29 protein-coding genes are annotated in these 23,466 nt (G+C 62.9%); 15 read left to right on the top strand and 14 right to left on the bottom strand.

Going from position 1 to position 23,466, the window contains the following annotated elements; translation table 11 throughout:
• The first annotated feature begins 29 nt into the window (after positions 1-29).
• On the top strand, positions 30-542 hold the full coding sequence (locus tag ACYU8T_RS03895) for a hypothetical protein (protein ID WP_461158559.1): 513 nt from the start codon (positions 30-32) through the stop codon (positions 540-542).
• Positions 543-564: 22 nt separating this feature from the next.
• Here the strand turns inward: ACYU8T_RS03895 and ACYU8T_RS03890 are convergent, their stop codons facing one another.
• Together ACYU8T_RS03890 and hemB are read right to left on the bottom strand one after the other, a co-directional pair.
• Positions 565-1,152, bottom strand: a complete 588-nt coding sequence (locus ACYU8T_RS03890) for a gamma carbonic anhydrase family protein (RefSeq protein WP_461158558.1) — start codon at positions 1,150-1,152, stop codon at positions 565-567.
• A gap of 4 nt (positions 1,153-1,156) precedes the next feature.
• Positions 1,157-2,152: a porphobilinogen synthase gene (gene hemB / locus ACYU8T_RS03885; protein ID WP_461158557.1), complete on the bottom strand. Its 996-nt coding sequence runs from the start codon at positions 2,150-2,152 to the stop codon at positions 1,157-1,159.
• A gap of 73 nt (positions 2,153-2,225) precedes the next feature.
• On the opposite strand from hemB, the gene gloA2 reads away from it, so the two are divergent.
• The gene (gloA2, locus tag ACYU8T_RS03880) at positions 2,226-2,609 is read left to right on the top strand and encodes an SMU1112c/YaeR family gloxylase I-like metalloprotein (protein ID WP_461158556.1); all 384 of its coding nucleotides are present in this window, start codon (positions 2,226-2,228) and stop codon (positions 2,607-2,609) included.
• On the opposite strand, the gene ACYU8T_RS03875 is transcribed toward gloA2, so the two are convergent.
• Together ACYU8T_RS03875 and ACYU8T_RS03870 are read right to left on the bottom strand one after the other, a co-directional pair.
• Complete coding sequence (locus tag ACYU8T_RS03875) at positions 2,589-3,080, bottom strand: 2'-5' RNA ligase family protein (RefSeq protein ID WP_461159742.1); 492 nt, start codon at positions 3,078-3,080, stop codon at positions 2,589-2,591. The two genes, gloA2 and ACYU8T_RS03875, sit on opposite strands and share 21 nt — an antisense overlap.
• Before the next feature lie 37 nt (positions 3,081-3,117).
• On the bottom strand, positions 3,118-3,657 hold the full coding sequence (locus tag ACYU8T_RS03870; protein ID WP_461158555.1) for a redoxin family protein: 540 nt from the start codon (positions 3,655-3,657) through the stop codon (positions 3,118-3,120).
• A 95-nt stretch (positions 3,658-3,752) separates the two neighbouring features.
• On the opposite strand from ACYU8T_RS03870, the gene ACYU8T_RS03865 reads away from it, so the two are divergent.
• On the top strand, positions 3,753-4,172 hold the full coding sequence (locus ACYU8T_RS03865) for a sugar transporter (RefSeq protein ID WP_201514470.1): 420 nt from the start codon (positions 3,753-3,755) through the stop codon (positions 4,170-4,172).
• Positions 4,173-4,341: 169 nt separating this feature from the next.
• Here the strand turns inward: ACYU8T_RS03865 and mltG are convergent, their stop codons facing one another.
• From mltG to fabD, 5 genes are all read right to left on the bottom strand, one after another.
• Positions 4,342-5,313 carry an endolytic transglycosylase MltG gene (gene mltG / locus ACYU8T_RS03860; RefSeq protein ID WP_097091864.1) on the bottom strand — a complete coding sequence of 324 codons (972 nt, stop codon included), beginning with the start codon at positions 5,311-5,313 and terminating at the stop codon, positions 4,342-4,344.
• Between the two features lie 10 nt (positions 5,314-5,323).
• Complete coding sequence (fabF, locus tag ACYU8T_RS03855) at positions 5,324-6,583, bottom strand: beta-ketoacyl-ACP synthase II (protein WP_247230906.1); 1,260 nt, start codon at positions 6,581-6,583, stop codon at positions 5,324-5,326.
• Positions 6,584-6,759: 176 nt separating this feature from the next.
• A complete protein-coding gene (locus tag ACYU8T_RS03850; RefSeq protein ID WP_006950224.1) occupies positions 6,760-6,993 on the bottom strand; it encodes an acyl carrier protein in 234 nt (77 codons plus the stop codon).
• Positions 6,994-7,187: 194 nt separating this feature from the next.
• Positions 7,188-7,928 carry a 3-oxoacyl-[acyl-carrier-protein] reductase gene (fabG, locus tag ACYU8T_RS03845; RefSeq protein ID WP_097092821.1) on the bottom strand — a complete coding sequence of 247 codons (741 nt, stop codon included), beginning with the start codon at positions 7,926-7,928 and terminating at the stop codon, positions 7,188-7,190.
• A gap of 17 nt (positions 7,929-7,945) precedes the next feature.
• Positions 7,946-8,881, bottom strand: a complete 936-nt coding sequence (fabD, locus tag ACYU8T_RS03840) for an ACP S-malonyltransferase (protein ID WP_461158554.1) — start codon at positions 8,879-8,881, stop codon at positions 7,946-7,948.
• A 171-nt stretch (positions 8,882-9,052) separates the two neighbouring features.
• On the opposite strand from fabD, the gene ACYU8T_RS03835 reads away from it, so the two are divergent.
• The 9 genes from ACYU8T_RS03835 (at position 9,053) to rplI (ending at position 16,451) form a co-directional block, all read left to right on the top strand.
• The gene (locus tag ACYU8T_RS03835; RefSeq protein WP_461158553.1) at positions 9,053-10,501 is read left to right on the top strand and encodes an efflux transporter outer membrane subunit; all 1,449 of its coding nucleotides are present in this window, start codon (positions 9,053-9,055) and stop codon (positions 10,499-10,501) included.
• The gene (locus ACYU8T_RS03830; RefSeq protein WP_461158552.1) at positions 10,494-11,927 is read left to right on the top strand and encodes an efflux RND transporter periplasmic adaptor subunit; all 1,434 of its coding nucleotides are present in this window, start codon (positions 10,494-10,496) and stop codon (positions 11,925-11,927) included. The genes ACYU8T_RS03835 and ACYU8T_RS03830 overlap by 8 nt, the downstream gene beginning before the upstream one ends.
• Positions 11,917-12,630 (top strand): ABC transporter ATP-binding protein, encoded by a 714-nt coding sequence (locus tag ACYU8T_RS03825; protein ID WP_461159741.1) that lies wholly within the window; start codon positions 11,917-11,919, stop codon positions 12,628-12,630. Before ACYU8T_RS03830 ends, ACYU8T_RS03825 begins: the two co-directional genes overlap by 11 nt.
• Positions 12,631-12,811: 181 nt before the next feature.
• Complete coding sequence (locus tag ACYU8T_RS03820; protein WP_097091869.1) at positions 12,812-14,017, top strand: ABC transporter permease; 1,206 nt, start codon at positions 12,812-12,814, stop codon at positions 14,015-14,017.
• Between the two features lie 117 nt (positions 14,018-14,134).
• Positions 14,135-14,497 (top strand): RcnB family protein, encoded by a 363-nt coding sequence (locus tag ACYU8T_RS03815; protein WP_097091870.1) that lies wholly within the window; start codon positions 14,135-14,137, stop codon positions 14,495-14,497.
• Positions 14,498-14,634: 137 nt separating this feature from the next.
• A complete protein-coding gene (locus ACYU8T_RS03810) occupies positions 14,635-15,036 on the top strand; it encodes a BLUF domain-containing protein (RefSeq protein WP_461158551.1) in 402 nt (133 codons plus the stop codon).
• 162 nt (positions 15,037-15,198) lie between these two features.
• Positions 15,199-15,603 carry a 30S ribosomal protein S6 gene (rpsF, locus tag ACYU8T_RS03805; RefSeq protein WP_097091872.1) on the top strand — a complete coding sequence of 135 codons (405 nt, stop codon included), beginning with the start codon at positions 15,199-15,201 and terminating at the stop codon, positions 15,601-15,603.
• Between the two features lie 13 nt (positions 15,604-15,616).
• Entirely contained in the window at positions 15,617-15,841 is a 225-nt protein-coding gene (gene rpsR, locus ACYU8T_RS03800; RefSeq protein WP_004212076.1) for a 30S ribosomal protein S18, read from the top strand.
• Between the two features lie 13 nt (positions 15,842-15,854).
• Positions 15,855-16,451: a 50S ribosomal protein L9 gene (gene rplI, locus ACYU8T_RS03795; RefSeq protein ID WP_201514480.1), complete on the top strand. Its 597-nt coding sequence runs from the start codon at positions 15,855-15,857 to the stop codon at positions 16,449-16,451.
• A 436-nt stretch (positions 16,452-16,887) separates the two neighbouring features.
• Here rplI and ACYU8T_RS03790 read toward each other — a convergent pair whose 3' ends face one another.
• Positions 16,888-17,598, bottom strand: a complete 711-nt coding sequence (locus ACYU8T_RS03790; RefSeq protein ID WP_461158550.1) for a PilZ domain-containing protein — start codon at positions 17,596-17,598, stop codon at positions 16,888-16,890.
• Positions 17,599-17,757: 159 nt separating this feature from the next.
• Between ACYU8T_RS03790 and lgt the strand changes: the two genes are divergently transcribed.
• Positions 17,758-18,660, top strand: coding sequence for a prolipoprotein diacylglyceryl transferase (lgt, locus tag ACYU8T_RS03785; RefSeq protein ID WP_176502200.1), 903 nt, complete (start codon positions 17,758-17,760; stop codon positions 18,658-18,660).
• On the top strand, positions 18,650-19,720 hold the full coding sequence (locus ACYU8T_RS03780) for a class I SAM-dependent methyltransferase (RefSeq protein ID WP_461158549.1): 1,071 nt from the start codon (positions 18,650-18,652) through the stop codon (positions 19,718-19,720). The genes lgt and ACYU8T_RS03780 overlap by 11 nt, the downstream gene beginning before the upstream one ends.
• A 48-nt stretch (positions 19,721-19,768) precedes the next feature.
• On the opposite strand, the gene gmk is transcribed toward ACYU8T_RS03780, so the two are convergent.
• Positions 19,769-20,434 carry a guanylate kinase gene (gmk, locus tag ACYU8T_RS03775; protein ID WP_097091875.1) on the bottom strand — a complete coding sequence of 222 codons (666 nt, stop codon included), beginning with the start codon at positions 20,432-20,434 and terminating at the stop codon, positions 19,769-19,771.
• Positions 20,435-20,494: 60 nt separating this feature from the next.
• Between gmk and ACYU8T_RS03770 the strand changes: the two genes are divergently transcribed.
• Positions 20,495-21,064, top strand: a complete 570-nt coding sequence (locus tag ACYU8T_RS03770; RefSeq protein WP_461158548.1) for a DUF2585 domain-containing protein — start codon at positions 20,495-20,497, stop codon at positions 21,062-21,064.
• On the opposite strand, the gene ACYU8T_RS03765 is transcribed toward ACYU8T_RS03770, so the two are convergent.
• From ACYU8T_RS03765 to ACYU8T_RS03755, 3 genes are all read right to left on the bottom strand, one after another.
• Positions 21,061-21,408, bottom strand: coding sequence for a hypothetical protein (locus ACYU8T_RS03765; RefSeq protein ID WP_097091877.1), 348 nt, complete (start codon positions 21,406-21,408; stop codon positions 21,061-21,063). The genes ACYU8T_RS03770 and ACYU8T_RS03765 overlap by 4 nt on opposite strands.
• Positions 21,409-21,447: 39 nt before the next feature.
• On the bottom strand, positions 21,448-22,830 hold the full coding sequence (gene fumC / locus ACYU8T_RS03760) for a class II fumarate hydratase (protein ID WP_461158547.1): 1,383 nt from the start codon (positions 22,828-22,830) through the stop codon (positions 21,448-21,450).
• A gap of 67 nt (positions 22,831-22,897) precedes the next feature.
• Entirely contained in the window at positions 22,898-23,374 is a 477-nt protein-coding gene (locus ACYU8T_RS03755; RefSeq protein WP_201514502.1) for an SspB family protein, read from the bottom strand.
• Between the last annotated feature and the right edge of the window lie 92 nt (positions 23,375-23,466).

The raw sequence follows: 23,466 nt of genomic DNA, 5'->3' as shown, positions 1-23,466 counted from the left end.
GGCGGGATTTCGCGTCCTAGATCAACGCCATGATCCTGCGCCGGCTGCTGCCCTCCCTAGCCCTGTTCCTCTCCGGCTGTGCGGAGACGCTGACAGGCTATCCTTCGCTCGCCAAGCGGGCGGTGGAGAATGCGCCGGTTGCGGAGCCCGTGGCTGCTCCCGCGCCGGTCGAGGCCGACCCGGCGTTGCAGTCGCAGGTCGATCGGCTTGCTGCGCAGGCGCAATCGGGAAGCGCGGCTTTCGACAGGGCCTGGCCTGCGGCGGATCGGGCGGCAAGGTCGGCTGCGGGCGCGGCGGTATCGAGCGAGGCGTGGGTCGCTGCGCAACTTGCGATCAGTGCGTTGGAGGCTGCGCGCAACGATAGCGTGTCGGCGCTGGCCAGCCTCGACACGCTCTATGTCGAGCGAAGCAATGCGGTAGCCGAGGGCAAGGTTCGGGGCGGCGTGGAGCAGATCGACGTGGCGCGCAAGGCAGCGCTGGGGATCGTGGATTCGCAGAATGACCGGATCGACGCGGTAAAGGTGCGCCTGGCGCAGCCTTGATATCAGCCCCGCCCGGCAGGAGTTAGCCGTCGGCCTTCAGCGCGCCCTTATGGGCCTTTGCATTGTGGACATAGCGGTCGACGCCCTCGCGCATGCGGATGAGCGCTTCGTCGGTGAGGTCGCGGACATATTTGGCGGGGCGGCCGGTCCAAAGCTGGCGGTGAGGCACCGTGCGATTGGGGGATAGCAGCGCCCCGGCGGCCAGCATCGCGTCGCTCTCGATAACGCAGCCGTTCATCACCACGGCGCCAAGGCCGACAAAGGCGCGGTCCTTGAGGTCGCAGCCGTGGATCATCGCCATATGGCCGATCAGGACATCGTCGCCGATGATGGTGGGCCAGCCTTCCGGCTCTGATGGATCGGGGCCGTCGCAATGGATGACGCTGCCGTCCTGAATGTTCGTGCGCGCGCCGATTCGGATCGCGTTCACGTCTCCGCGCACGACGCAATTATACCAGATGCTGCTGTCCGGCCCGATCTCCACATCGCCTATAATCCGCGCGCCCGGCGCGATGAAGGCGCTGGGATGGATGACCGGGGTCTTGCCGCCAAAGGTCAGGATAGTGGCACCCGGATGATCGGCATGCGCGGCGTGCGGATGATCGGGCATGGCGTCAGGCTCCCAGCAGGCGCGCGGCGTGGAGTGCATGATAGGTGAGGACGCCCGAGCAACCGGCGCGCTTGAACGCAAGCAGCGTTTCCAGCACCAGCGCGTCGCGATTCCCAACTCCCGCTGCGACGGCGGCTTCGATCATCGCATATTCGCCCGACACCTGATAGGCGAATACGGGCACCTCGAACCGGTCCCTCACCCGGGCGATGATGTCGAGATAGGGGAGACCCGGCTTCACCATGACGCTGTCCGCGCCCTCGGCCAGGTCGAGCGCGACTTCGCGCAGGGCTTCCTCGCTATTGGCGGGGTCCATCTGATAGCTTTTCTTGTCGCCCTTCAGCAGGCCGCTTGAGCCTACCGCGTCGCGGAACGGGCCGTAGAAGGCGCTCGCATATTTGGCGGCATAGGCCATGATCTGGACATTGGCGTGGCCCTCTTCCTCCAGCGCCTCGCGGATCGCGCCGACGCGTCCGTCCATCATGTCGCTGGGCGCGATGATGTCCGCGCCCGCCGCTGCCTGATTGAGGGACTGGCCGATCAGCACGTCGATGGTGGCGTCGTTGATGACATAGCCTTGCTCGTCTAGCAGGCCGTCCTGCCCATGGGCGGTATAGGGATCGAGCGCCACGTCGGTGAGGATGCCGATGTCCGGCACGGCGTCCTTGATCGCGCGGATGGCGCGGCACATGAGATTGTCGGGGTTGAGGGCCTCTTCCCCATCATCGCTGCGGCGGTCGGCCTGCGTATTGGGGAAGAGGGCAAGGCAGGGAATGCCCACATCGCGCGCTTCCCGGGCGCGGGCGACGATGCCGTCTACCGACCAGCGCGAGACGCCGGGAAGCGAGGAGATCGGTTCCTCCTCCCCCTGCCCTTCGGTGACGAAGAGCGGCCAGATGAGGTCGCTCGGGTGCAAGCGGTTTTCGGCGTGCAGCGCGCGGGTCCAGGCGGCGGCGCGGGTGCGGCGCAGACGGAGCGCCGGATAGGAAGCATGGGTCATGGACGGGGTTTAGGCCGCGGAGCCGAGGGGATCAAGGTTCCGGCGGCCGGTGCAACATGCTAGTGCACGCGCCATGCGGGGCATCCACCATATCGCCATCATCTGTTCCGACTATCAGCGATCGCGGCGCTTTTACACGGAAATCCTGGGCTTTCCTGTCGTCCGTGAAGTCTGGCGCGAAGAACGGCAATCGTGGAAATGCGACCTGGACGCCGGAAATGCGCAGATCGAGCTTTTCTCGTTTCCCGCCCCTCCCCGCCGTCCGACGCGTCCAGAAGCGTGCGGGCTGCGGCACCTGGCCTTTTGCGTGCAGGACCTGGACGGTGAAGTCGCGCGGCTCAAAGCGGCAGGGATCGAGTGCGAGCCTGTCAGGGTCGATCCTTATACGGAACGGCGCTTTACCTTCTTCGCTGATCCCGATGCGCTGCCGTTGGAACTATATGAGGACGCGGGCTGACCGGAAGCTGGCCTTTTTGGCAAGGCTCCATTGACCGCCATCGCGATAATGCCACGCCGCAAGACCCGCTATCCGAAGCGGGCGGGGCCGAAACCCGGCCTTCAACTGGTCGGCGAGGGCACGGGCGAGAGGTGGTTCAACCTTGTTCTGAACGGTGATGTGCAGGCGAGGGCGCGCCTGATCCTGTGGGGTGAGCAACCCTCGAAAAGCATCGGCCAGTTCGTCGCGGATGGCGAGCAGGCCGTCACTGCGCAGGTCGAAGGCGACGCCACGGCCGAGCAGCCTGATCCCGGTTATCAGGCCAAGCGGCGGTGGACCGGCGCATGAGGCTTTCAAGCGGTCGCTGAGTTCAGGCAGCAGCGACGGCGGCAGATGGTGGAAGAGCGAGATATGGGCGGGCACCTTGTTGCGTTCCGGCGGGAAATGGGCGCGGCGGAGGCCATCCGCCCAAGCGAAGTCCTCCGCACCCATAAGCGCCGTCACGACGATCGGCGCGCCGTCTGCGGCATCAGGCAGCCGGATGTTCCTTCAGCCATTCCAGCACCGGCTCCGGGCTTGATTGGCCGTAGGGATCATCGTCCTCGCCAATATCGTTGATGCCGGGCTCTTCGAACCAGGCAACCACCTGACCATCATCGACGACCATGGCATAGCGCCAGCTGCGATCGCCAAAGCCGAGATGATCCTTCTTCACCAGCATGCCCATGCGCCGCGTGAAGTCACCCGAACCATCTGGCAGCAGCTTCACATTCTTGACGCCAAGATGCTTGCCCCATTGGTACATGACGAAAGCGTCATTGACCGAGATGCAGTAGACATCGTCCACTCCCAGGGCTTTGAAGTCATCATAGAAGCGTTCGAAGGCCGGGCATTGTTCGGTGGAACAGGTGGGCGTGAAAGCGCCGGGCAGCGAGAAGACGACCACGCGCTTCCCCTTGAACAGGTCGCCGGTCTGGATGTCCTGCCAGCGGAAAGGATTGGGGCCGCCGACGCTTTCATCGCGCACACGCGTTTTCAGCGTCACATCAGGTACGGAACGTCCGAGCATCTCTTCGTCTCCCGGTCAGCATGCTTTCCCACGGTCGGGTGCATCTATAAGGTCGCTCTGCCGCGTGGCAAAGATTTGAGAGAGGGGAAACTCCTATGGGCGCGTCGCGATCCTTCAAAATCATCGCAATCGGCCTGCTGATCTGGAATCTGATCGGCGTGGCGGCCTTTGCGATGCAATATGGAGCCGACCTGGCGCATCTGGCGAAAAGCGATCCTTATACGGCGCGCATCTTTGCAGAAATGCCGGGATGGGCCTGGGCTGCTTACGCGGTCGCAGTGGGTGCGGGGACGGTCGGCGCGCTGCTGTTGTTGCTGAGGAAGGCGGCGGCGGTGGCGTTGTTCGCGCTGTCGCTGGCCGCCGTCGTGGTGCAGTTCGGCTACAGCTTTTTGGGAACGGATTTATGGGCGGTCAAGGGCGCGGGCGCGGCGGTGTTTCCGGCGGTGATCATCGCCATTGCAGTGGGGCAGCTGCTCTATGCCGCGCGGTTGCGTGCCAAGGGCGTTTTGCGGTGAAGTGAGTGTAGTAGGCGCTATCTCAGCTCTGAAAGTTTCAATAGCGGTCGTTCAATCGCTTGATTTGCCGTCATGCCAGGGAGGCTGGCATCCCTCTCGACTGCACTCAGCCTGGCGGACGAGATCCCAGCTTTCGCTGGGATGACGAGAGTTTTGGGTTGGGAGGGCCTTAGAGTTCTCCGCGCGCGCGGCGGATTTCGAACCATTTGCGGACATTCTCATTATGCTGCTGGAGCGTGTCGGCAAAGATATGGCCGCCCTTCCCGTCAGCGACGAAATAGAGCGCCTTCGTTTCGGCGGGATGCAGAACAGCGAGGATCGACAGTCTGCCGGGGTTGGCGATCGGGCCCTTGGGCAGGCCGGTCATCGCATAAGTGTTATAATCGTTGACCGCGGCGATCTCCGACTTCTTGATGCGGCGGCCGAGCGGTTTGCCCTTGGTGATGGGGTAGATGATCGTCGGGTCGGCCTGAAGCATCATCCCGGCTTTCAGGCGGTTGCCATAGACGCCTGCGACCGTGGGCCGTTCAGCGGGCACGGCGGTTTCCTTTTCGACGATGCTGGCGAGGATGATGGCTTCCCTGGGTGACTTCGCCACGCTGTTGGGCGCGCGTTCGGCCCATAGCTTGGCGAGAGCGCGGGTCATGGCGTCCTGCATGCGCTTCAGCACAGCGGCGCGGCTTTCGCCTTTGTCGAATGCATAGCTGTCCGGCAGTACGCTGCCCTCGGCAGGGACTGGCACATCGCCAGTCAACTCTTCATTCGCCATCAGCCGTTCGTGGACCATGATGGAAGGCATGCCTTCGGGTATGGTCACCAGCCTAGTCAGCGTCTTTCCGCCCTGAAGGATCGAGAAAATGTCGGCGTTGCTCGCGCCCTTGGGAATCAGGAACTCGCCCGCCTTGATCGACTTTCCACGCCCGAAAACCTTGGTGCGGGTGAGGAAGGCGTCGGCGGAACGCACCGCGCCCGCCTGTTTCAGGAGGACGGCGGCATCGGCAACGGTGGCGCCATCGGGCACGACGACGCTTATGTCGCGTGGTGCAGGCCCCGCTTCGGTCCAGCCATAGACGAAGCGAAACGCCACGAAGGCGGCGACGGCCAGGCCGATCGCTAGGATAACCAGCCCGAACCGCCGCATGGCCCTGTCCTCAGATCGCCTTCATGATGAGCGAGGCGTTGGTGCCGCCGAAGCCGAAGCTGTTGTTGAGGACGGCACGCACCTTCCGCTCCTTCGCCACATGGGGGACGAGGTCGACGCCCGCGCAGCTTTCGCTTGGTTCGTCGAGGTTGAGCGTGGGCGGTACGATCTGGTCACGGATGGCGAGGATGCAGAAGATACTTTCCACAGCGCCCGCGCCCCCCAACAAGTGGCCGATGGCGGACTTGGTGCTGCTCATCGACATGGTCGAGATATTGTCACCGAACAAGCGCTTGACCGCGCCCAACTCCAGCTCGTCACCGAGCGGGGTCGAGGTGCCATGCGCGTTCACATAGTCGATGTCAGCAAGGCTGAGGCCCGACTTCTTGAGCGCCATTTCCATCGAACGGTATCCGCCATTGCCCTCCGGATGGGGCGCGGTGACGTGGTAAGCGTCGCCCGAGAGGCCGTAGCCGATGACCTCTGCATAGATATGCGCGCCGCGCTTCTTGGCATGCTCATATTCTTCGAGCACGACGACGCCTGCGCCTTCGCCCATGACGAAGCCGTCACGGTTGATGTCATAGGGGCGGCTCGCCTTTTCCGGCGTGTCGTTGAAGGCGGTCGAAAGGGCGCGCGCCTGGGCGAAACCGGCGATGCCGATGGGGCAGATCGCGCTTTCCGCGCCGCCCGCCAGCATGACGTCAGCATCGTCCATCGCGATCATGCGCGCGGCGTCGCCGATCGAGTGAGCGCCGGTCGAGCAGGCGGTGACGACGGCGTGGTTCGGACCCATGAGGCCGTACTTGATCGAAACCTGACCCGAAATCAGGTTGATGAGGCGTCCATGGACGAAGTGGGGCGACACGCGGCCGGGGCCTTTGTTCGCAAGCACCAGCGATTCGCTTTCAATGCCCGGCAGGCCGCCGATGCCCGAACCGATGGAGCAACCGGCGCGCAGACGCTCTTCCTCACTCATATTGTCGAGCCCTGCGTCGCGCAGCGCTTGGCTGGCGGCGGAAATGCCGTAGACGATGAAAGGATCGACCTGACGCTGGATCTTGTGATCGACGTCCAGGTTGGGATCATAGCCATATTCATGGTCCGCGGGCTTCACTTCGCAGGCGATGCGGCACTTATATTCGCTGGCGTCGAAGCGCGCGATCGTCGCCGCGCCGGACTTCGACGCGAGGATGTTCTTCCAGGTGGTTTCGACATCCCCGCCAAGCGGGCTCACCATGCCGAGGCCGGTTACGACTACGCGACGCATATATCTGCTCCGAAAATCTTCTTAGGTTTGGGCCGCTCCTTAGCTGCTTCGAGAGCGCTTGTGAACGGTAGGCCAGATACGAAAAGGCTCCCCAAGACCGGATTCGCCGGACAGGAGGAGCCATTTCCTTCAAAAAACGTCAGGCAGCCAACCCCCCGGTCAGCCGCGCGACATTCTTACTGCTTGCTGTCGATATAATCGATCGCGTCCTTGACGGTGCCGATCTTCTCAGCCGCGTCGTCGGGAATTTCCACGCCGAATTCTTCTTCGAACGCCATCACCAGCTCAACGATGTCGAGGCTGTCTGCGCCCAGATCATCGATGAAGCTTGCATCCTCGGTCACCTTTTCGGCTTCGACGCCCAGATGTTCGACGACGATTTTCTTAACGCGATCCGCGGTCTCACTCATGAGTGGTCCTTTTTTACTGGGTATCGTTGAGGTTGTGAATATTTGTTAAGGCATGCCCTAGAGGCAAGGCCCGGCAGAGGCAAGAGGCAAGAAAAGATCGAAACGCATGATTTGCGCCCTTCCTTGCGCCTGAATGGCACAAGACCGTCCAATTGCGACGGATGAGCGTCCGCTTCCAGCCCCCCTTGCAAGGTTCAGATCATCGCCATGCCGCCATTGACATGCAGCGTCTGGCCGGTGACGTACCCCGCCTCGCGACTGGCGAGATAGACGACGGCGGCGCCGATATCTTCGCCATTGCCGAGGTCGCCTGCTGGGATCTTCTGCAGGATGGCGCCCTTCTGCGCGTCATTGAGCGCGTCGGTCATGGCCGAACGGATGAAGCCGGGCGCCACGCAGTTGACGGTGATGCCCCGGCTCGCGAGTTCCTGGCCAAGCGACTTGGACATGCCGATAATGCCTGCCTTCGACGCAGCATAATTGGCTTGCCCCGGATTGCCGGTGACGCCGACGACTGACGTGATCGAGATGATGCGGCCGAAGCGGGCCTTCATCATCGGCTTGGCGGCGGCGCGGGCAAGCCGGAATGCCGCTTCCAGATTGACCGAGATGACATCGGACCATTCGTCATCCTTCATCCGCATGATGAGGTTGTCGCGGGTGATGCCAGCATTGTTGACGAGGATGTCGATCTTGCCGCCGAGTGCTTCCACGGCCTGCGCGACCAAGCCATCGACTGCCGCAGGATCGGACAGGTTGCAGACGAGCGTCTTGTGATCGCCTCCCAACTCAGCTGCGAAAGCCTTGAGCTTTTCCTCATTGCTTCCCGAAAGCGCGAGCGTCGCACCCTGAGCCGCCAGCGACCGGGCGATCGCGGACCCGATACCCCCAGAAGCGCCCGTCACCAGCGCGGTCATGCCTGTCAGATCGAACATAGCTTTTATCCTTATCTTCAGAATGTCGCGAGCGCGGCTTCGATGTCGTCCATGGTGACGACGCTGCGCACGGTGGCGTCGGGGGCGATGCGCTTGACCATCGGGCCGAGGACCTTGCCGCCCAGTTCGACGAAATCGGTGACGCCTGCTTCCCACATGGCGGCGACGGATTCGCGCCAGCGTACGCGGCCCGTCACCTGTTCGACCAGGCGGCGCTTGATGTCCTCAGGGTCTGCGATGGGAGCAGCGAGGACATTGGCATAGACCGGGAGCAGCGGCGTATTGATCGCTGCCTTGGCCAGTGCCTCTTCCATCGCTTCGGCGGCGGGCTGCATCAGTGGGCAGTGGAACGGGGCGGAGACGGGCAGCAGCACGCCGCGCTTGATGCCATGGTCCTTCACCAGGGCGACTGCGCGCTCGATCGCGCCGCGATGTCCGGAAATCACCACCTGGGTCGGATCATTATCGTTCGCGACGGTGCAGACTTCACCTTCCGCGGCTGCATCGGCCAAGGCTTGCGCCTTTTCGATGTCGGCGCCGAGCAAGGCCGCCATCGCACCCTCCCCCACGGGAACCGCAGCCTGCATTGCCTGGCCGCGCAGCTTGAGGAGGCGCGCGGTCGTGCCGATGTCGAACGCTTCGACGGCACACAGCGCGCTATATTCGCCAAGGCTGTGGCCAGCGACGAAATCGCCCTTTTCCGCCAGCGAGAAGCCGCCTTCCTTCTGCATCACGCGCAGCGTTGCCAGGGCGTTCGCCATGATTGCGGGCTGCGCGTTTTCCGTGAGGGTGAGGTCGCTTTCCGGACCTTCCACCATGATGCGGAACAAATGTTGCGACAGGGCGTCATCGACCTCCTGAAACAGTTCCTTCGCCGCCGGGCTCGCTTCGGCCAACGCCTTGCCCATGCCAACCGACTGGCTACCCTGCCCCGGAAACAGAAATGCCCTCATCATTCACCTTCTGACGCAAGGACGCCCACAAAAGCGCCGTTTTTCAACATCGTTACACTTTGAGACACAAATGCCGTTGAGACATCCGGTCCCTTTCGGCAGTTTCCCCGACCGGACCGCCTCAACCCCCAAGGTGGCGTCCCTTTAACGACGACGGAGTGCAAGGAAAAGGTGCGATATCGCATTGGCTGGATCAGCGGGACGGCGTTGACGCTCTCGGCTTGCGCGGCGGGGCCTGACTACCGGGCGCCGCAACCAGCCGCATTGGGGGTGCCTGGCAGCTATTATACGGCACCGGCGAGTGGCGCATTGAGCGAGGCGGAGCTTGCGCGTTGGTGGACGCGCCTCAATGATTCAGCGCTTACGGGACTGATCGACCAGGCGGTGGCCAGCAACCTAGACATCGTGCAGGCGCTGGCGCGACTGCGGCAGGCGCGGGAGTCGCTGGTGCAGGCGCGGGCGGCGTTCCTGCCACAGGTCAATGCGTCGGGTTCAGGCGGGCGCAACTATTCCAATCGCGGCGGCGGCACGCGCGTCATCGACGGCAATGTCGTGTCCACCGGATCGGACAGCTGGAGCAGCAGCTATTCGCTGGGCGCCAATGCAAGCTGGCAGATCGACCTTTTCGGCGAATTGTCCCGATCCGCCGAGGCGGCGCGCGCGGACCTCGCCGCATCCGGCTATGACCTTGCCAATGTGCGCATGACCATCATCGCCGAACTGGTCACCAATTATGTTCAGGCCCGGCAGGCGCAAGAGCAGCTACGCATCGCCCGCGAAACACAGACGATCCAGCAGGATAATTACAATATCGCCAAGTGGCGGCTTCAGGCGGGGCTGGTTTCATCGCTCGACGAGCAGCAGGCGCGTGCCCAGTTGGCCCAGACGAATGCGGCAATCCCGCAGTTAGAGGCGAGCCTGCGCGGCAGCCTGAACCGTATAGCCGTGCTGACCGGGCAAGCGCCGGGCGAAGCCACCCGCGCGCTGGAGGCCCCTGCTCCGATACCGGCCGCGTCGACGACGATCGCTGCAGGGATTCCCGCCGACACCCTGCGCCAGCGGCCTGACGTACGGGCGGCGGAGCGGGCTCTGGCTGCGGCAACGGCGCGGATCGGCGTTGCGCAGGCTCAGCTTTACCCTTCGCTCGGGATCAGCGGGAATATCGGCACCAACGCCACCAGCATCAAAAGCCTGTTCGACATTATTACAGGCGGCGTCTTCGCCAATGTCGCGCAGGTCATCTTCGATGGGGGACGGCTCGCGTCGCAGGTGCGGTCGCAAAGGGCGGCGACGGATGCCGCCTTTGCCGCATACAAGCAGAGCGTGCTGACCGCGCTGGAGGATGTGGAAAATGCGATGGCGTCCCTGAACAGCGCCCGCCAGCGCAAAGCCGAGTTCGCTACCGCCTTCGATGCGTCCAACAATGCCGCCCTGCTGGCGCGCAGCCAGTATCAGTCGGGACTCATAGATTTCCAGACGCTTTCCAACACCGAAACCACGCTGCTGAACGCGCGCAACAGCCTTGCCTCCGCGCAAGCCGACGAGGTCCTCGCCATCGCCCAGCTCTACAATGCGCTGGGTGGCGGCTGGCAGAATATGGACAACCGCCCCAATGAGTGAAGATGTGAGCACGGATAAGGACCTGGACGAATTTCTCGGCGCGCGCCCTGAACGCCCGTGGCGCAAATGGCTGGTGCGCGGCGCTATCGGGCTGGCGCTGCTGATCCTGATCCTGCTGCTCGCGCGTTGTTTTTCTGGCGAGGACAAGCCGAACTTCGCCACGCGAGAGGTGCGGCGCGGCGACCTGACGGTGACGGTATCGGCAACCGGCAATCTGAAGCCGATCAATCAGGTGGATGTGGGCTCTGAACAGTCGGGCAAGATCACGCGCGTCTATGTCGATGTGAATGATCGCGTGACGAAAGGGCAGCGGCTGGCGGAACTCGACACGCGGCGCTTGGTGGATTCGGTGACCCAGAACCGGGCGCAAGTAGCGGCCTCTCAGGCCAGCGTCACACAGGCGCAGGCGCAAGTCGCGCTGGCCAAGGCGACGCTCGACCGGCAACTGAACGTCTTCCGTCTGTCGGGCGGGCGCGTCCCTGCCAAGACGGAGCTGGACGCGGCCCGTGCCGATTATCAGTCCGCGATTGGCAATTTGCGGGCGCAGCAGGCGCAGGTCAGCGTGTCGCGGGCTCAGCTTGCGACGGCGCAGACCAACCTGTCGATTGCGCAGATCGTATCGCCGGTGACCGGCGTCGTCCTTTCGCGCGATATCGAGCCCGGGCAGACGGTGGCGGCTTCCTTCAATGCCCCCGTGCTGTTCACCATCGCTGAAGACCTGACCAAGATGGAAGTGGAAGTCGCGGTGGACGAGGCCGATGTCGGCCAGGTGAAGGAAGGCCAAGCGGCGACTTTCGCCGTCGATGCCTTTCCGGGCCGGAGTTTTCCCGCTCGGGTGACGCGGGTCAATGTCGGCTCCAATGCTTCGAGCAGTTCCTCCTCATCCTCCTCTTCGGGCAGCAGCACGGCCGCCAGCACTACTGGAACCGTGGTGGCGTACACGGCGGTGCTTGCCGTCGATAACAAGGGGGAGACGCTGCGCCCCGGCATGACCGCGACTGCAGACATCGTGACGCAGCAGCTGAGCAACGTCCTGCTGGTGCCTAACGCGGCGCTCCGGTTCAAGCCGAACACAGGCGCTGGTCAGGGCGGTGGCATCACCAGCCAGATCGTGCCAGGCCCTCGCCGCTTCCGCCGTGGCGGCGCCAACCGGCAGGTTAGCTTCGGCATCGGCAGCAGCCAGACGGTCTATGTCGTGGGCGAAGACGGCAATCCCAAGCCTTTGCAGGTGACCGTCGGCGCCAGTGACGGCGCGCGCACGGCGATCACGGGCGGCGCGTTGAAGCCCGGCATGCGGGTCATCACGGGCCAACTGGCAGCCGGGCAGGAACAGCCTGCCGAGGACAGCGCAAATGGCGGGGGTCAGCGGCGCGACCGCTCCGGCGGCGGTGAGCCGCGCGGCACCGGGCGGCAGAATGGAACCTGACGCAGTGGCTGATCCGATCATTTCCCTGCGCGGTGTGACCAAGATCTATGGTTCGGGCGCTACCGCCTTTCAGGCGCTGAAGGGCATCGACCTCGACATCGAGGAAGGGGATTTCGTCGCGGTCATGGGACCTTCCGGGTCGGGCAAGTCGACGACGATGAACATCCTTGGTTGCCTCGATGTACCGAGCGGCGGCGAGTTCCTGTTCAAGGGGCGCCATGTCGAAAGGCTGGATCGTGATCAGCGGGCCCTGCTTCGCCGCCGCTATCTTGGCTTCGTGTTTCAGGGCTTTAACCTCTTGTCCCGGACGAGCGCGCTGGAGAATGTCGAACTGCCGCTGCTCTACCGGGGCGAGGACAAGAAGAGCCGTTATGATGCGGGGATGGCGGCGCTCGACAAGGTGGGGCTCAAGCAATGGTGGGACCATACGCCTGCTGAATTGTCCGGCGGGCAGCAGCAGCGCGTCGCCATCGCCCGCGCGATCGTGACGCAGCCTGCCGTGCTGCTGGCCGACGAACCGACCGGCAATCTCGATTCGGAACGGTCGGTGGAGATCATGGAGCTGCTGACCGACCTCAACAAGAACAGCGGCATCACCGTGCTGATGGTGACGCATGAGCCCGACATGGCCGCCTATGCGCGGACGGTGGTGCACTTCAAGGATGGGCTGGTGGAACGGATCGACGCGGGAATGGAGGCGTGAGAGGGGCCTTTTTTAAACCTTCGCCCCTCCGAGGAGAGGGATACGCCGCCTTGGGGACGAAGGAGCTTGGGCTGAGTTGGATGAGGGGGTGTTGCGTCTCCCCTCCCCCTCGCCGAGTCCGCCTAGCTGCTGAAGCAGCAAGGCTCCCTATCCTCTCCCCTGAAGGGGTGAGGAGACTGGGATGCTAGGCACCACTGTCATCCTCGCGTTCCGGGCGATCAACCGGCACAAGCTGCGCAGCTTCCTGACGACGCTGGGCATCATCATCGGGGTGGCAGCGGTGGTCACCATGGTGACGCTGGGCAATGGCGCGACGGCGGCGGTGCGGGAGCAGATCAGTTCGCTGGGCGCCAATGTGTTGCAGCTGCGGCCGGGGCAAGGCTTTGGCCGGGGCGGCGGCGGGCCAAGGCCGCCCGACTTCAAGCCAGCGGATGTGACCGCCATCGAGAACCAGCTGACGGGCGTGCGCGCCGTCGCGCCGCTGGTCCAGTCGAGCGGGACCGCCATCTATGAGGGCAGCAACTGGTCGACGACCGTCTATGGCACGACCGCTGCCTATTTTGAGGTGCAAAGCTGGAAGGCAGATGCCGGCCGCCTCTTCATGCCGGAGGAGGAAGAAGCCGGGAAAGCCGTCTGCATCATCGGCAATACGGTGCGCACGAACCTCTTCCAGGGAGCCGATCCGACTGGCAAGCGGCTGCGCATCAAGGGTGTCTCCTGTCAGGTGATCGGCGCGCTCGCAACGCGCGGCCAAGGCGGCTTTGGTGATCAGGATGACGTCGTCGTCATGCCGATCAAGTTCGTCCAGCGCCGCTTCACCGGGGATCGCGATATAAGCCAGATCATGGTCGCGGTGGACGATGCCTATGACACCTCGACCGTGCAGGCGAGCCTGGAAGAATTGATGCGCGAGCGGCGCAAGGTGAAGCCGGGGGCGGACGATAATTTCAATGTCTTCGACACCAAGCAGATCAGCGACACGCTGACCGGGACAACCACCATCCTGACGCAGATCGTGGCGGCGGTCGCGGCCATTTCCCTGCTGGTGGGCGGGATCGGCATCATGAACATCATGCTTGTGTCGGTGACCGAACGCACGCGGGAGATCGGCATTCGTCTTGCCATCGGGGCGGTCGCGCGCGAGGTGCTGATGCAATTCCTGGTCGAGGCGATCGTTCTGTCCTGCCTGGGCGGTCTGATCGGGCTGGTCCTCGCGTTGATTGCGTCGGTAGCGATAGCGCCGTTGATGCAGGTGCCCTTCATCTTCGACGTGAAGGTGAACATGATCGCCTTCCTCTTTTCCGCGGCGATCGGGGTGGTGTTCGGCTATTTCCCGGCGCGGCGCGCGGCGGCGCTCAATCCCATCGACGCGCTGCGGCACGAATAGAGGCTGTTACAATTTCGGACAGTTGACCCGTCTCACCGGCACAAGCTTGCGACAAGTCCGCCTTAAATCTGTCTTCAACGCCGAAGCAAAGGCGCGACAGATAAAGGAGCAAGTGAGATGATCAAGAAACTGCTGATGAGCCTGGCCGCAACGACGATGGTCGCAAGCCCGATGGTCGCCGCGCAGGCGCAGGCCGCCCCGCATCGCGAAGTCACCCGCGTCGCGCATCAGGGCCCGCATGGCCGCACCGTGGTCAAGCAGAAGACGGTCGTGCGCAAGAACGACTATCGCCGCTGGGGCAAGGGTCAGCGCTTCGACCGCCGCTATGCCCGCGATTATCGCGTGATCAACAATTATCGCGACTATCGCCTGAACGCCCCGCCGCGCGGCTATCACTGGGTACGCTCGGGGAATGACGCCGTGCTGGTCGCGATAACAAGCGGGATCATCGGCGCGGTGATCGGCAGCGTGATACGCTGATATCCACTTCTTGGAGAACAGAATTGCCCCGGCGGAGCATCGCTCTTCCGGGGCTTTCCATGATCCATGTCAAATACGATATATAAAGTGTTGGACGTTAAAATGGCTGGTTGGGGGTCAGTCATCCAGGAAGCACCATGTCCTTGTACCAGATAATGTATATCAGCAGCGCGACGGGCGACGTTTCGTACAGCCAGTGCGCAACGATCGCGCAGACCGCAGCGCAGAAGAACAGCAGCGAGGACGTCACTGGCCTGCTGCTCTACAATGGCAAGCGTTTCCTCCAGGTCCTCGAAGGACCCAGGGCCAATGTCGAGCGGGTCTATGAACGGATAGGCCGGGACGGCAGGCACCGCGCACTGGTCATGCTGCGCAAGCAGGAAATCGACGCCCGCGAGTTCGGCAATTGGGGCATGGCCTATGATGATCCGGCACGGCCATCATCGAACCTGAAGAGCAAGGTGGCAGCCCTGCTCGAACAGGCGGGACCTTCCACGCGGGCGCACTTCATCGGCACGGCCGAGATGCACCGCAACTGAAGAAGTCTTCCTTGCCAAGCTGGCGCATTTCCGCCATAGGCGCCGCTTCGCGTGGGCCGGGGTGACTCGGCGGCCGCGCGGATGAATGCTTGAGACGACAGCCGGAGGGGCGTTCCACATGGGGTGGGCGTCAGCGATCGGCCAACAGATGAGGCAATACCCATGGCTCTTTACGAGCATGTGTTCCTTGCGCGCCAGGACCTGGCACAGGCGCAGGTGGACGCGCTGGCGGAAACCGCCACCAAGATCGTCGAGGATAATGCTGGCAAGGTGACCAAGGTGGAAACCTGGGGCCTGCGCAGCCTCGCCTACAAGATCGCCAAGAACCGCAAGGCTCACTATGTGATGCTGAACATCGACGCCCCTGCCGGTGTCGTCGCGGAACTGGAGCGCCAGACGCAGATCAACGAAGACATCATCCGCTACATGACCGTCAAGGTTGACGAGCTGGAAACCGGCCCGTCGGTGATGATGCGCAAGCAGGAACGCGCCGAGCGTGGTCCGCGCGGTGATCGTGGCGACCGTGGCCCGCGCCGCGAGCGCGAAGAAGCCCCGGCTGGCGAATAAGGAGATCTGAACAATGGCACGCCCGTTTTTCCGCCGCCGCAAGAGCTGCCCCTTCGCCGCCAAGGATGCGCCGAAGATCGATTACAAGGACGTCCGTCTGCTGCAGGGCTTCGTGTCCGAACGCGGCAAGATCGTCCCCAGCCGCATCACGGCTGTGTCCGCCAAGAAGCAGCGTGAGCTGGCCCAGGCCATCAAGCGCGCCCGTCACCTGGGCCTGCTGCCCTACATCGTGAAGTAAGGGAGAAAGACCCATGGAAATCATTCTCCTTGAGCGCATCGAAAAGCTGGGCGCCATCGGTGACGTCGTCACCGTGAAGGACGGTTACGCCCGTAACTTCCTGCTGCCCAACAAGAAGGCGCTGCGTTCTAACGCCGCAAACAAGAAGGTCTTCGAGGCCAACCGCGCGAAGATCGAGGCCGACAACGCCGCCCGCCGTGGCGACGCTGAAAAGTCTGCCGAAGGCGTCAACGGCAAGCAGATCGTCCTGATCCGCCAGTCGTCCAACGCTGGCCACCTCTATGGTTCGGTCGCCGTCCGTGACGTCGTCGAAGCGCTGCAGGCCGAAGGCATCACCAACGTCACCAAGGCGATGGTCGTGCTGGAACGCCCGATCAAGACGCTCGGCCTGTTCGACGTCAAGGTTGCGCTGCACCCCGAAGTTGCTGTCACTATCCAGGTGAACGTCGCCCGTTCGCCTGAAGAGGCCGAACTGCAGGCGCAGGGCGTGGACGTGATGGCCGACCTGTTCGAAAAGGACGAGAGCGGCTTCACCGAAGATTATGATCCGAACGCTGAACCCGGCGAAATCGCCGCTGAAGCAGAAGAAGCTCCGGCTGAAGAAGCCTGAGTTTCCGCTCCGGACAAAAAGAAAGCCGCCCCTCACCGGGCGGCTTTTTTGTTGGCGTAGTTATGGTTGCTCGCGCCTTGGTCTGCCTGAACTACTTGCCCTCATCTACATCCCTAATGGTCGTTCGGGCCGAGCCTCAATTGAAAGGTTCGCGATGGGTATCGACACCACCGCCCACGCCGTTCGTCCTGAACCTGTCGAAGCCTGTCTTGAGCGCCTGCCCGCAAGCAGCAGTTGAACCAGGCTCTTTTCAGAGACATGGGCTTCGACAAGCTCAGCCCGAACGCGTTGAGGTTCTAAGATCAAGGCGCGTCGCTATGAAGAGAGATAAGGGTCGGGGAATGGTCTCCTGCCTCACAAAGGCAGAACTCATGTCATCACGCCAGAGAAGCTCATCACATAGGTGGAGATTAAAACTGTACCCACGCGCGATGCTTCAATAATCGATGCGGATTTGCACCTGCGAGACATCGACGCCTGCATGTTTGGCGATTTCGCGCTTGGCCGAGTCGATCACGTCATGAAGCTGCTGCCCCGGACGAGCCGTGCCTGTCATTGCGGGATCATGTGACGCAACCGGCGGCTCACCAACCAGCAACTGCTGCTCTGTCAGGCCGAAAGCCTGTGCAAGCGCAACCAGGCTTCTGCGCCGAGGCATGGTCTTGCCCACTTCCCACGCCCAGAGCGACGGTTTGCTGAAACCGGTGAGCTGAGACAGTGCCTCTCGGCTAAGGCCGCGTTCACGGCGCAACCGGCGGAGGCGCGCCGGGAGCATCTCCGGTTCCTTCGCATCGGCCACATGATCGACCGGCCTGCCATCGCCGCGCATCGTGCTGCGAAGGCGGGTCGCACTGACGGCGGCTTGAGGCAGCGGCTCGTCAAAGCGGCATCCAAAGAGCGGCTCATCCTGCCACACCACATGAGCGGAAACGGAGCCAGCTTCAGGCAGGGACAGCAGCAGCGCCTGCCCAAGTTTCAGCTGCGAGCTGGTTTCGATCAGCATCCCCGCCGTGGAGATATCGTGGACCACGACGTCAGTGGCACCTTCGCCAACCGACCCGGGCGCCTCAAGACGGATGGGCCAGCGGACATCGGCGCGCTTGTCGCCACGTTCCGGAGTTTGCTCCAAAATTGGTTCGATAGCCATGGCACCATACTCGCATTGAGGGGTTTCCAGCGCGTTAATAGCATCAGGTGAGATCAGCCAATCCGGCTCATTCCCACCCTGAACCCCATTTTGTTCAGCCATCATCCAAAACCTGCGCCAAAATGATAGCCCCCTTTCCTCCTTACCCTATCCTGCTCTATGGCGAAGGCCATATTTCCGAAGGGGAGCTACAATTTGATCCTTGACCTTGCCGCCGCGGCTGCGGGCGCAATTCGCTTCGATCAGCTGGGGCTCAGCCCGGTCGCGCTCGACCTCGGCTTCTTCACGCTCAAATGGTACAGCCTCGCCTATCTCGCGGGCATTTTGATCGGCTACTGGTATCTGCTGAAGCTGATCGCCCAGCCCGGTTCGCCGATGGCACGGCGGCATGCCGACGACATGATCTTCTACGCGACGCTCGGCATCATCATCGGCGGGCGGCTGGCCTATGTCTTCTTCTACCAGCCGGAAATCCTGCGCAATCCGCTCGACATCTTCAAGCTGTGGAACGGCGGCATGTCCTTCCATGGCGGAGCGATCGGCGTGTCGCTCGGCATCCTCTACATGGCGCGCAAGGAAAAGCTGTCCTGGCTGCGCATCCATGACTTCGTCGCCTGCTGCGTACCCTTTGGCCTGTTCTTCGGCCGCCTCGCAAACTTCGTGAATGGGGAATTGTGGGGCAAGGAAACGGACGTGCCCTGGGGGATCATCTTCCCGACCGGCGGCCCCTTCCCACGCCATCCTAGCCAGCTTTACGAAGCCTTTTTCGAAGGCATCATCCTGTTTCTGATCTTGGCCTTCGCCTTCTGGAAGACGCGGGCGCGCTACAAGCCCGGCATGCTCGTGGGCCTGTTCCTGTTCTTCTACGGCATCTTCCGTTTCGGCATCGAATATTATCGCGAGGCGGACGCGCAGCTGATGGAATTCGCCGCGCGCACCGGCCTGCACATGGGGCAGTGGCTGTGCATTCCGATGATTCTGGGCGGGCTTTACCTGATCGTGACCGCCAAGGGCCGCAGGGTGCGGGTGGAGCCGATCGCGGGCAGCGCGAGTGTCAGCTGAACCACTGACCCTCGCCCAGCGCCTCGCGCGGCAGATCGATGCCGGTGGCCCGATTTCGGTCGCCCATTATATGGCCGAGGCGAACCAGCATTATTATGGCACGCGCGATCCGCTGGGCGCGGCAGGCGATTTCACGACAGCGCCCGAGATTAGCCAGATGTTCGGCGAATTGATCGGCCTTTGCCTGGCTGACGTGTGGATGCGATCGGGTAGTCGGCAAAATGCCGTTTATGCAGAGTTGGGGCCGGGGCGCGGCACGCTGGCTTCAGACGCGTTGCGGGCGATGGGGAGCACAGGCTTTGCGCCCCAATCCTATTTCGTGGAAACCAGCCCGACGCTGCAGGAGCGGCAACGCGCGCTCATCCCCAATGTCTTCCACCGCGACAGTGTCGGCGGGCTGCCGGACAATGCGCCGTTGCTGGTGGTCGCCAACGAGTTTTTCGACGCCCTGCCCGTTCGCCAGATCATCCGTTCTGGCGATGAATGGCGTGAGCGTGTGGTGATCTGCCCCGACGAAGATCAGCCGGACCGGTTCGAAGCCTTGCCCGGATACCGGCGGGTCGAATCGGGCATACCGCCCATCGCCGCCGACGCGCCCGAGGGTGCAATCCTTGAAATACCGCTGGCGGGCACGGCCATCGCGCTTGACCTGGCGCAGCGCATTGCTCGACAGGGCGGCGCTGCGATCATTATCGACTATGGCTATGAGGGCCCCGCGATTGGCGACACGTTGCAGGCCGTGCGCGACCATCGATTTGCCGACCCTTTTCTGGAACCGGGGGAAAGCGACCTGACCGCCCATGTCGATTTCACGATGATCGGCAATATGGCGCGGCAGGCTGGGCTGCGGGTGATGGGCCCGATAGGCCAGGGCGAATTTCTCCGGCAACTGGGCATCGATGCGCGGGCGGATCAGCTGGCCCGCACCACTCCCGCGCGCGCTGCGGAGGTGGAGGCCGCGCGGCTACGGCTGACCGATGGCAATGCCATGGGGACGCTGTTCAAGGCGATGGCCTGGGTGCATCCGGACTGGGCGGAACCGGCAGGATTTGAGAGATAAGCTAAACCTCTCTCGAACAACCCTGAGATTGAGAAGACAGCGGCTTCTTCAATCTTCCTGATAATAGCGGCTCAACCGGCGGATGAAGCCGATGAGGCCAGTCTGGCGGCTGCGCTTCATGCGTTCGGCATGCAGGATCGTCTGGACTCGCTGGAAACAATCCTCGGCATCGACATTGCAGAGCACATAATCATAGCCGTCCCAATGCGCGATTTCATTGGCGGCACGGGACATGCGGCCCTGAATGACTTCCTCGCTGTCGGTCGCCCTGCCACGCAGGCGGCGCTCCAGCTCCTCCATCGAGGGTGGCAGGATGAACACGCGCACGACATCGCCCCCTGCGATCTGGTGCAGCTGCTGCGCACCCTGCCAGTCGATGTCGAACAGGACATCGCGTCCGCTCTTCAGCATCGCTTCCACAGGCGCGCGCGGCGTGCCGTAGCGTTGGCCGAAGACATGCGCCCATTCGAGGAATTCATGGTCCGCCGTCATCCGGCGAAACTCCTCCAGATCGACGAAATGATAATCCTTGCCCTCTACTTCACCCGGACGCATCGGCCGCGTGGTCGCGGACACCGACATGGCAAGGTCCGGCTCTGCGGCCAGAAGCTTGCGCGCGATGGTGGATTTGCCCGCGCCCGATGGCGAGGAGAGAACGAAGAGCACGCCACGCCGCTTGAAATCGGGCGTCTCAATGGGGATGCTGTCGGCCATGGCCGCTAGTGACGCCGTGGAACGCATTTGGCAAGAGGGGTGACAAGGGGGGGACGATAGTTGAGACGCAAGGCATTACGCAATCGCCGGGGCTTCGTGACCGCCGGGATCATCGTGCTGCTGACCTGCGCGCTGCTGTTCCTGATGGCGCGGCCGCCGATCTGCACGTGCGGCCATGTCGATCTGTGGCATGGGGCGCTGGACAGCGGCAACAGCCAGCATATCGCCGACTGGTACAGCCTCAGCCATGTGATCCACGGCTTTATCTTCTATGCAGGCGCCTGGGCGCTGATGCGGCGGCAACCGCTTGGGCTACGCTTCGCACTTGCCGTGCTGGTCGAGTCTGCCTGGGAAATATTAGAGAATTCGCCGATCATCATAGACCGCTATCGGGCCGCAACCATTGCCTTGGGCTATAGCGGCGACAGCATCCTTAATTCCATGAGCGACATCGGCATGATGGCGCTTGGCTTCCTGATCGCTGCCCGTGCTCCAGTGGCGGTGACGGTTTGCCTCGGCTTGGCGCTCGAACTCATCGCGCTCCTAGCGATACGAGACAATCTAACGCTGAACGTGCTGATGCTTGCCTGGCCGATCGAGGCGGTAAAAAGCTGGCAGTCGGCCGTTTAAACCTTCTTGGCGCGCGCTTCGCGGGCTTCAGTGATGGGGACAGGTTCGTTGCTGAGGTCGGGGAGCGCCTTCACCGCGCGCTTGCGGTCGACCTCGCGCTTGGTTTCATAGGCCTTGCCCGCGAGATAAGCGCCAGTGACGAACAGCGCGCCCAGCGGATAGCGCATGATCAACCGCTTTGCGCCTAGGCCAGCGACGAGGCCGACAGCACCTTTCTTGCCCGTCGCCGCAGCGACACGAGCGGCCACCACGGCCGCGCCCAGACGCGCCGTCTTTCGCAACAGCCCCGCCTTGCGCGGCGGGCGGATGGTGACGAGCGGCTGATTGGAAGTGATCTTCTTCATGAAGCCTTAATGTATCGCAAGAGCGGCGGTTCCGCCAGTTCACACCATATTTTCAGGCCGAACGAGCCGGTCGAAGCTTTCTTCGTCGACAAGGCCAAGAGCGAGCCCCGCTTCCTTGAGCGTCAGCCCCTCTGCATGCGCATGTTTCGCGATCTTGGCGGCATTGTCATAGCCGATTTCGGGCGCAAGAGCAGTGACCAGCATCAATGACCTGTCGACCAGTTCGGCGATGCGTTTTTCATTCGCTTCCAGCCCCTCAACACAGCGCTCGGCGAAGCTTTGCATGCCGACGCTGAGCAGGTGGATCGAGCGCAGCACGGCCGCACCGATCATCGGTTTGAAGACGTTCAGCTCCAGATGACCCTGAAGACCGCCGACGCTCACCGCCTGATGATTGCCGATCACCTGGGCCGCGACCATGGTCAGCATCTCGCACTGGGTTGGGTTGACCTTACCCGGCATGATGGAACTGCCCGGTTCGTTGGCGGGAAGGTCCAACTCGCCAAGTCCCGAACGCGGCCCGCTGCCCAGCAGGCGGATATCGTTGGCGATCTTGGTCAGTGCCACCGCCAGTGTGGCGAGGGTCGAAGAAAGATGGACGAGCGGATCGTTGGAGGCGAGCGCTTCGAATTTATTATCGGCGGTCCGGAACGGCAGGCCGGTAATGGCCGCGATCTCCCTTGCCATGGCGATGCCGAAGCCCTCCGGCGCGTTGAGCCCCGTCCCCACCGCCGTTCCACCCTGAGCCAGCGCCATCATGCCGTGCATCACGGCTGGCTCTATCCGATGACGGCAGCGGTAGAGCTGGTGCGCATAGCCGGAAAATTCCTGACCCAACGTCAGCGGCGTTGCGTCCTGTAGATGCGTGCGGCCGATCTTCACGATATCGCCCCAGGCCTGCGCCTTGTCATCCAGCGCCTTGTGCAGGCGATCGAGCGCCGGGAAGAGCTGCTCCGTCGCGGCACGCGCGGCGGCGATGTGGAGGGCGGTCGGGAAGCTGTCGTTGGACGACTGGCCCATATTCACATGATCATTGGGATGGACGGGCGACTTGCCTCCCCGCTTGCCCGTCAACGCTTCGTTGGCGATGCCCGCGATCACCTCATTGACGTTCATGTTGGACTGGGTGCCGCTGCCCGTCTGCCAGATGACGAGGGGGAACTGGTCGTCATGAGCGCCAGCGATCACTTGACCGGCGGCAGCATCAATCGCTTCGGCGAGTTCCGGCGCCAGTCCCTCCGTGCGATTGACCCGAGCCGCAGCCTGTTTGACGATAGCGAGCGCGTGAACGATACCGATCGGCATGCGCTCCATCGCACCGAAGGGGAAATTTTCGATACTGCGTTGGGTCTGCGCGCCCCAATAGGCGCTGGCGGGCACCTCTATGGCGCCGATGCTGTCGGTTTCGGTGCGGCTTTCCATGCGAAAGGCTCCCAGGACATGAGGTCCGGGAACCAATCTGGTAATAGCGGCGGCTATCCGCCAGCCATTATTTCTTCTTGCCGAAATCCACGGTGACGACGTTGGAGCCGTCTTCGGTCGTTACCTGTGGCGCGTCATTCTCCGCTTCCTCATGCGGTTCGGGCGGAACGTCCGACTGCACCTGGAACTGGAGCGCGAAATTCACGGCCGGATCGACAAAGGCGGTGATCGCAGCGAAGGGAATCGAAAGATGCGCTGCAACCTGGTTGAAGGTCAGGCTGACGCCAAAGCCATCGTCCCTCACCTTCAGGTCCCAGAATTTATTCTGGAGGACGATGGTCATCTCGTCAGGGAAACGCTCGACAAGCTGCTTGGGGATCTCGACACCCGGTGCCTGCGTCTTGAAGGTGATGTAGAAATGATGCGTGCCCGGCAGGCCGCCTGAATGCTCCACTTCACCCAGCACCCGGCCGACCACCGCGCGCAGGGCCTCCTGCACGATTTCGTCGTAGGGAATCAGGCTGTCAGGCAAGTCATCGCTCATCCCCCATTGTCCTAACGGCGCGGCGCGGCTGGTCAAGAGCAGGCCACACATGCAACGCCACATTGCAAGGTGCCCCCACTTCGGTATAGGGC

Source organism: Sphingobium sp. TomMM35A, from assembly GCF_054771735.1.
This window is presented reverse-complemented; position numbering and strand designations above follow the sequence as displayed.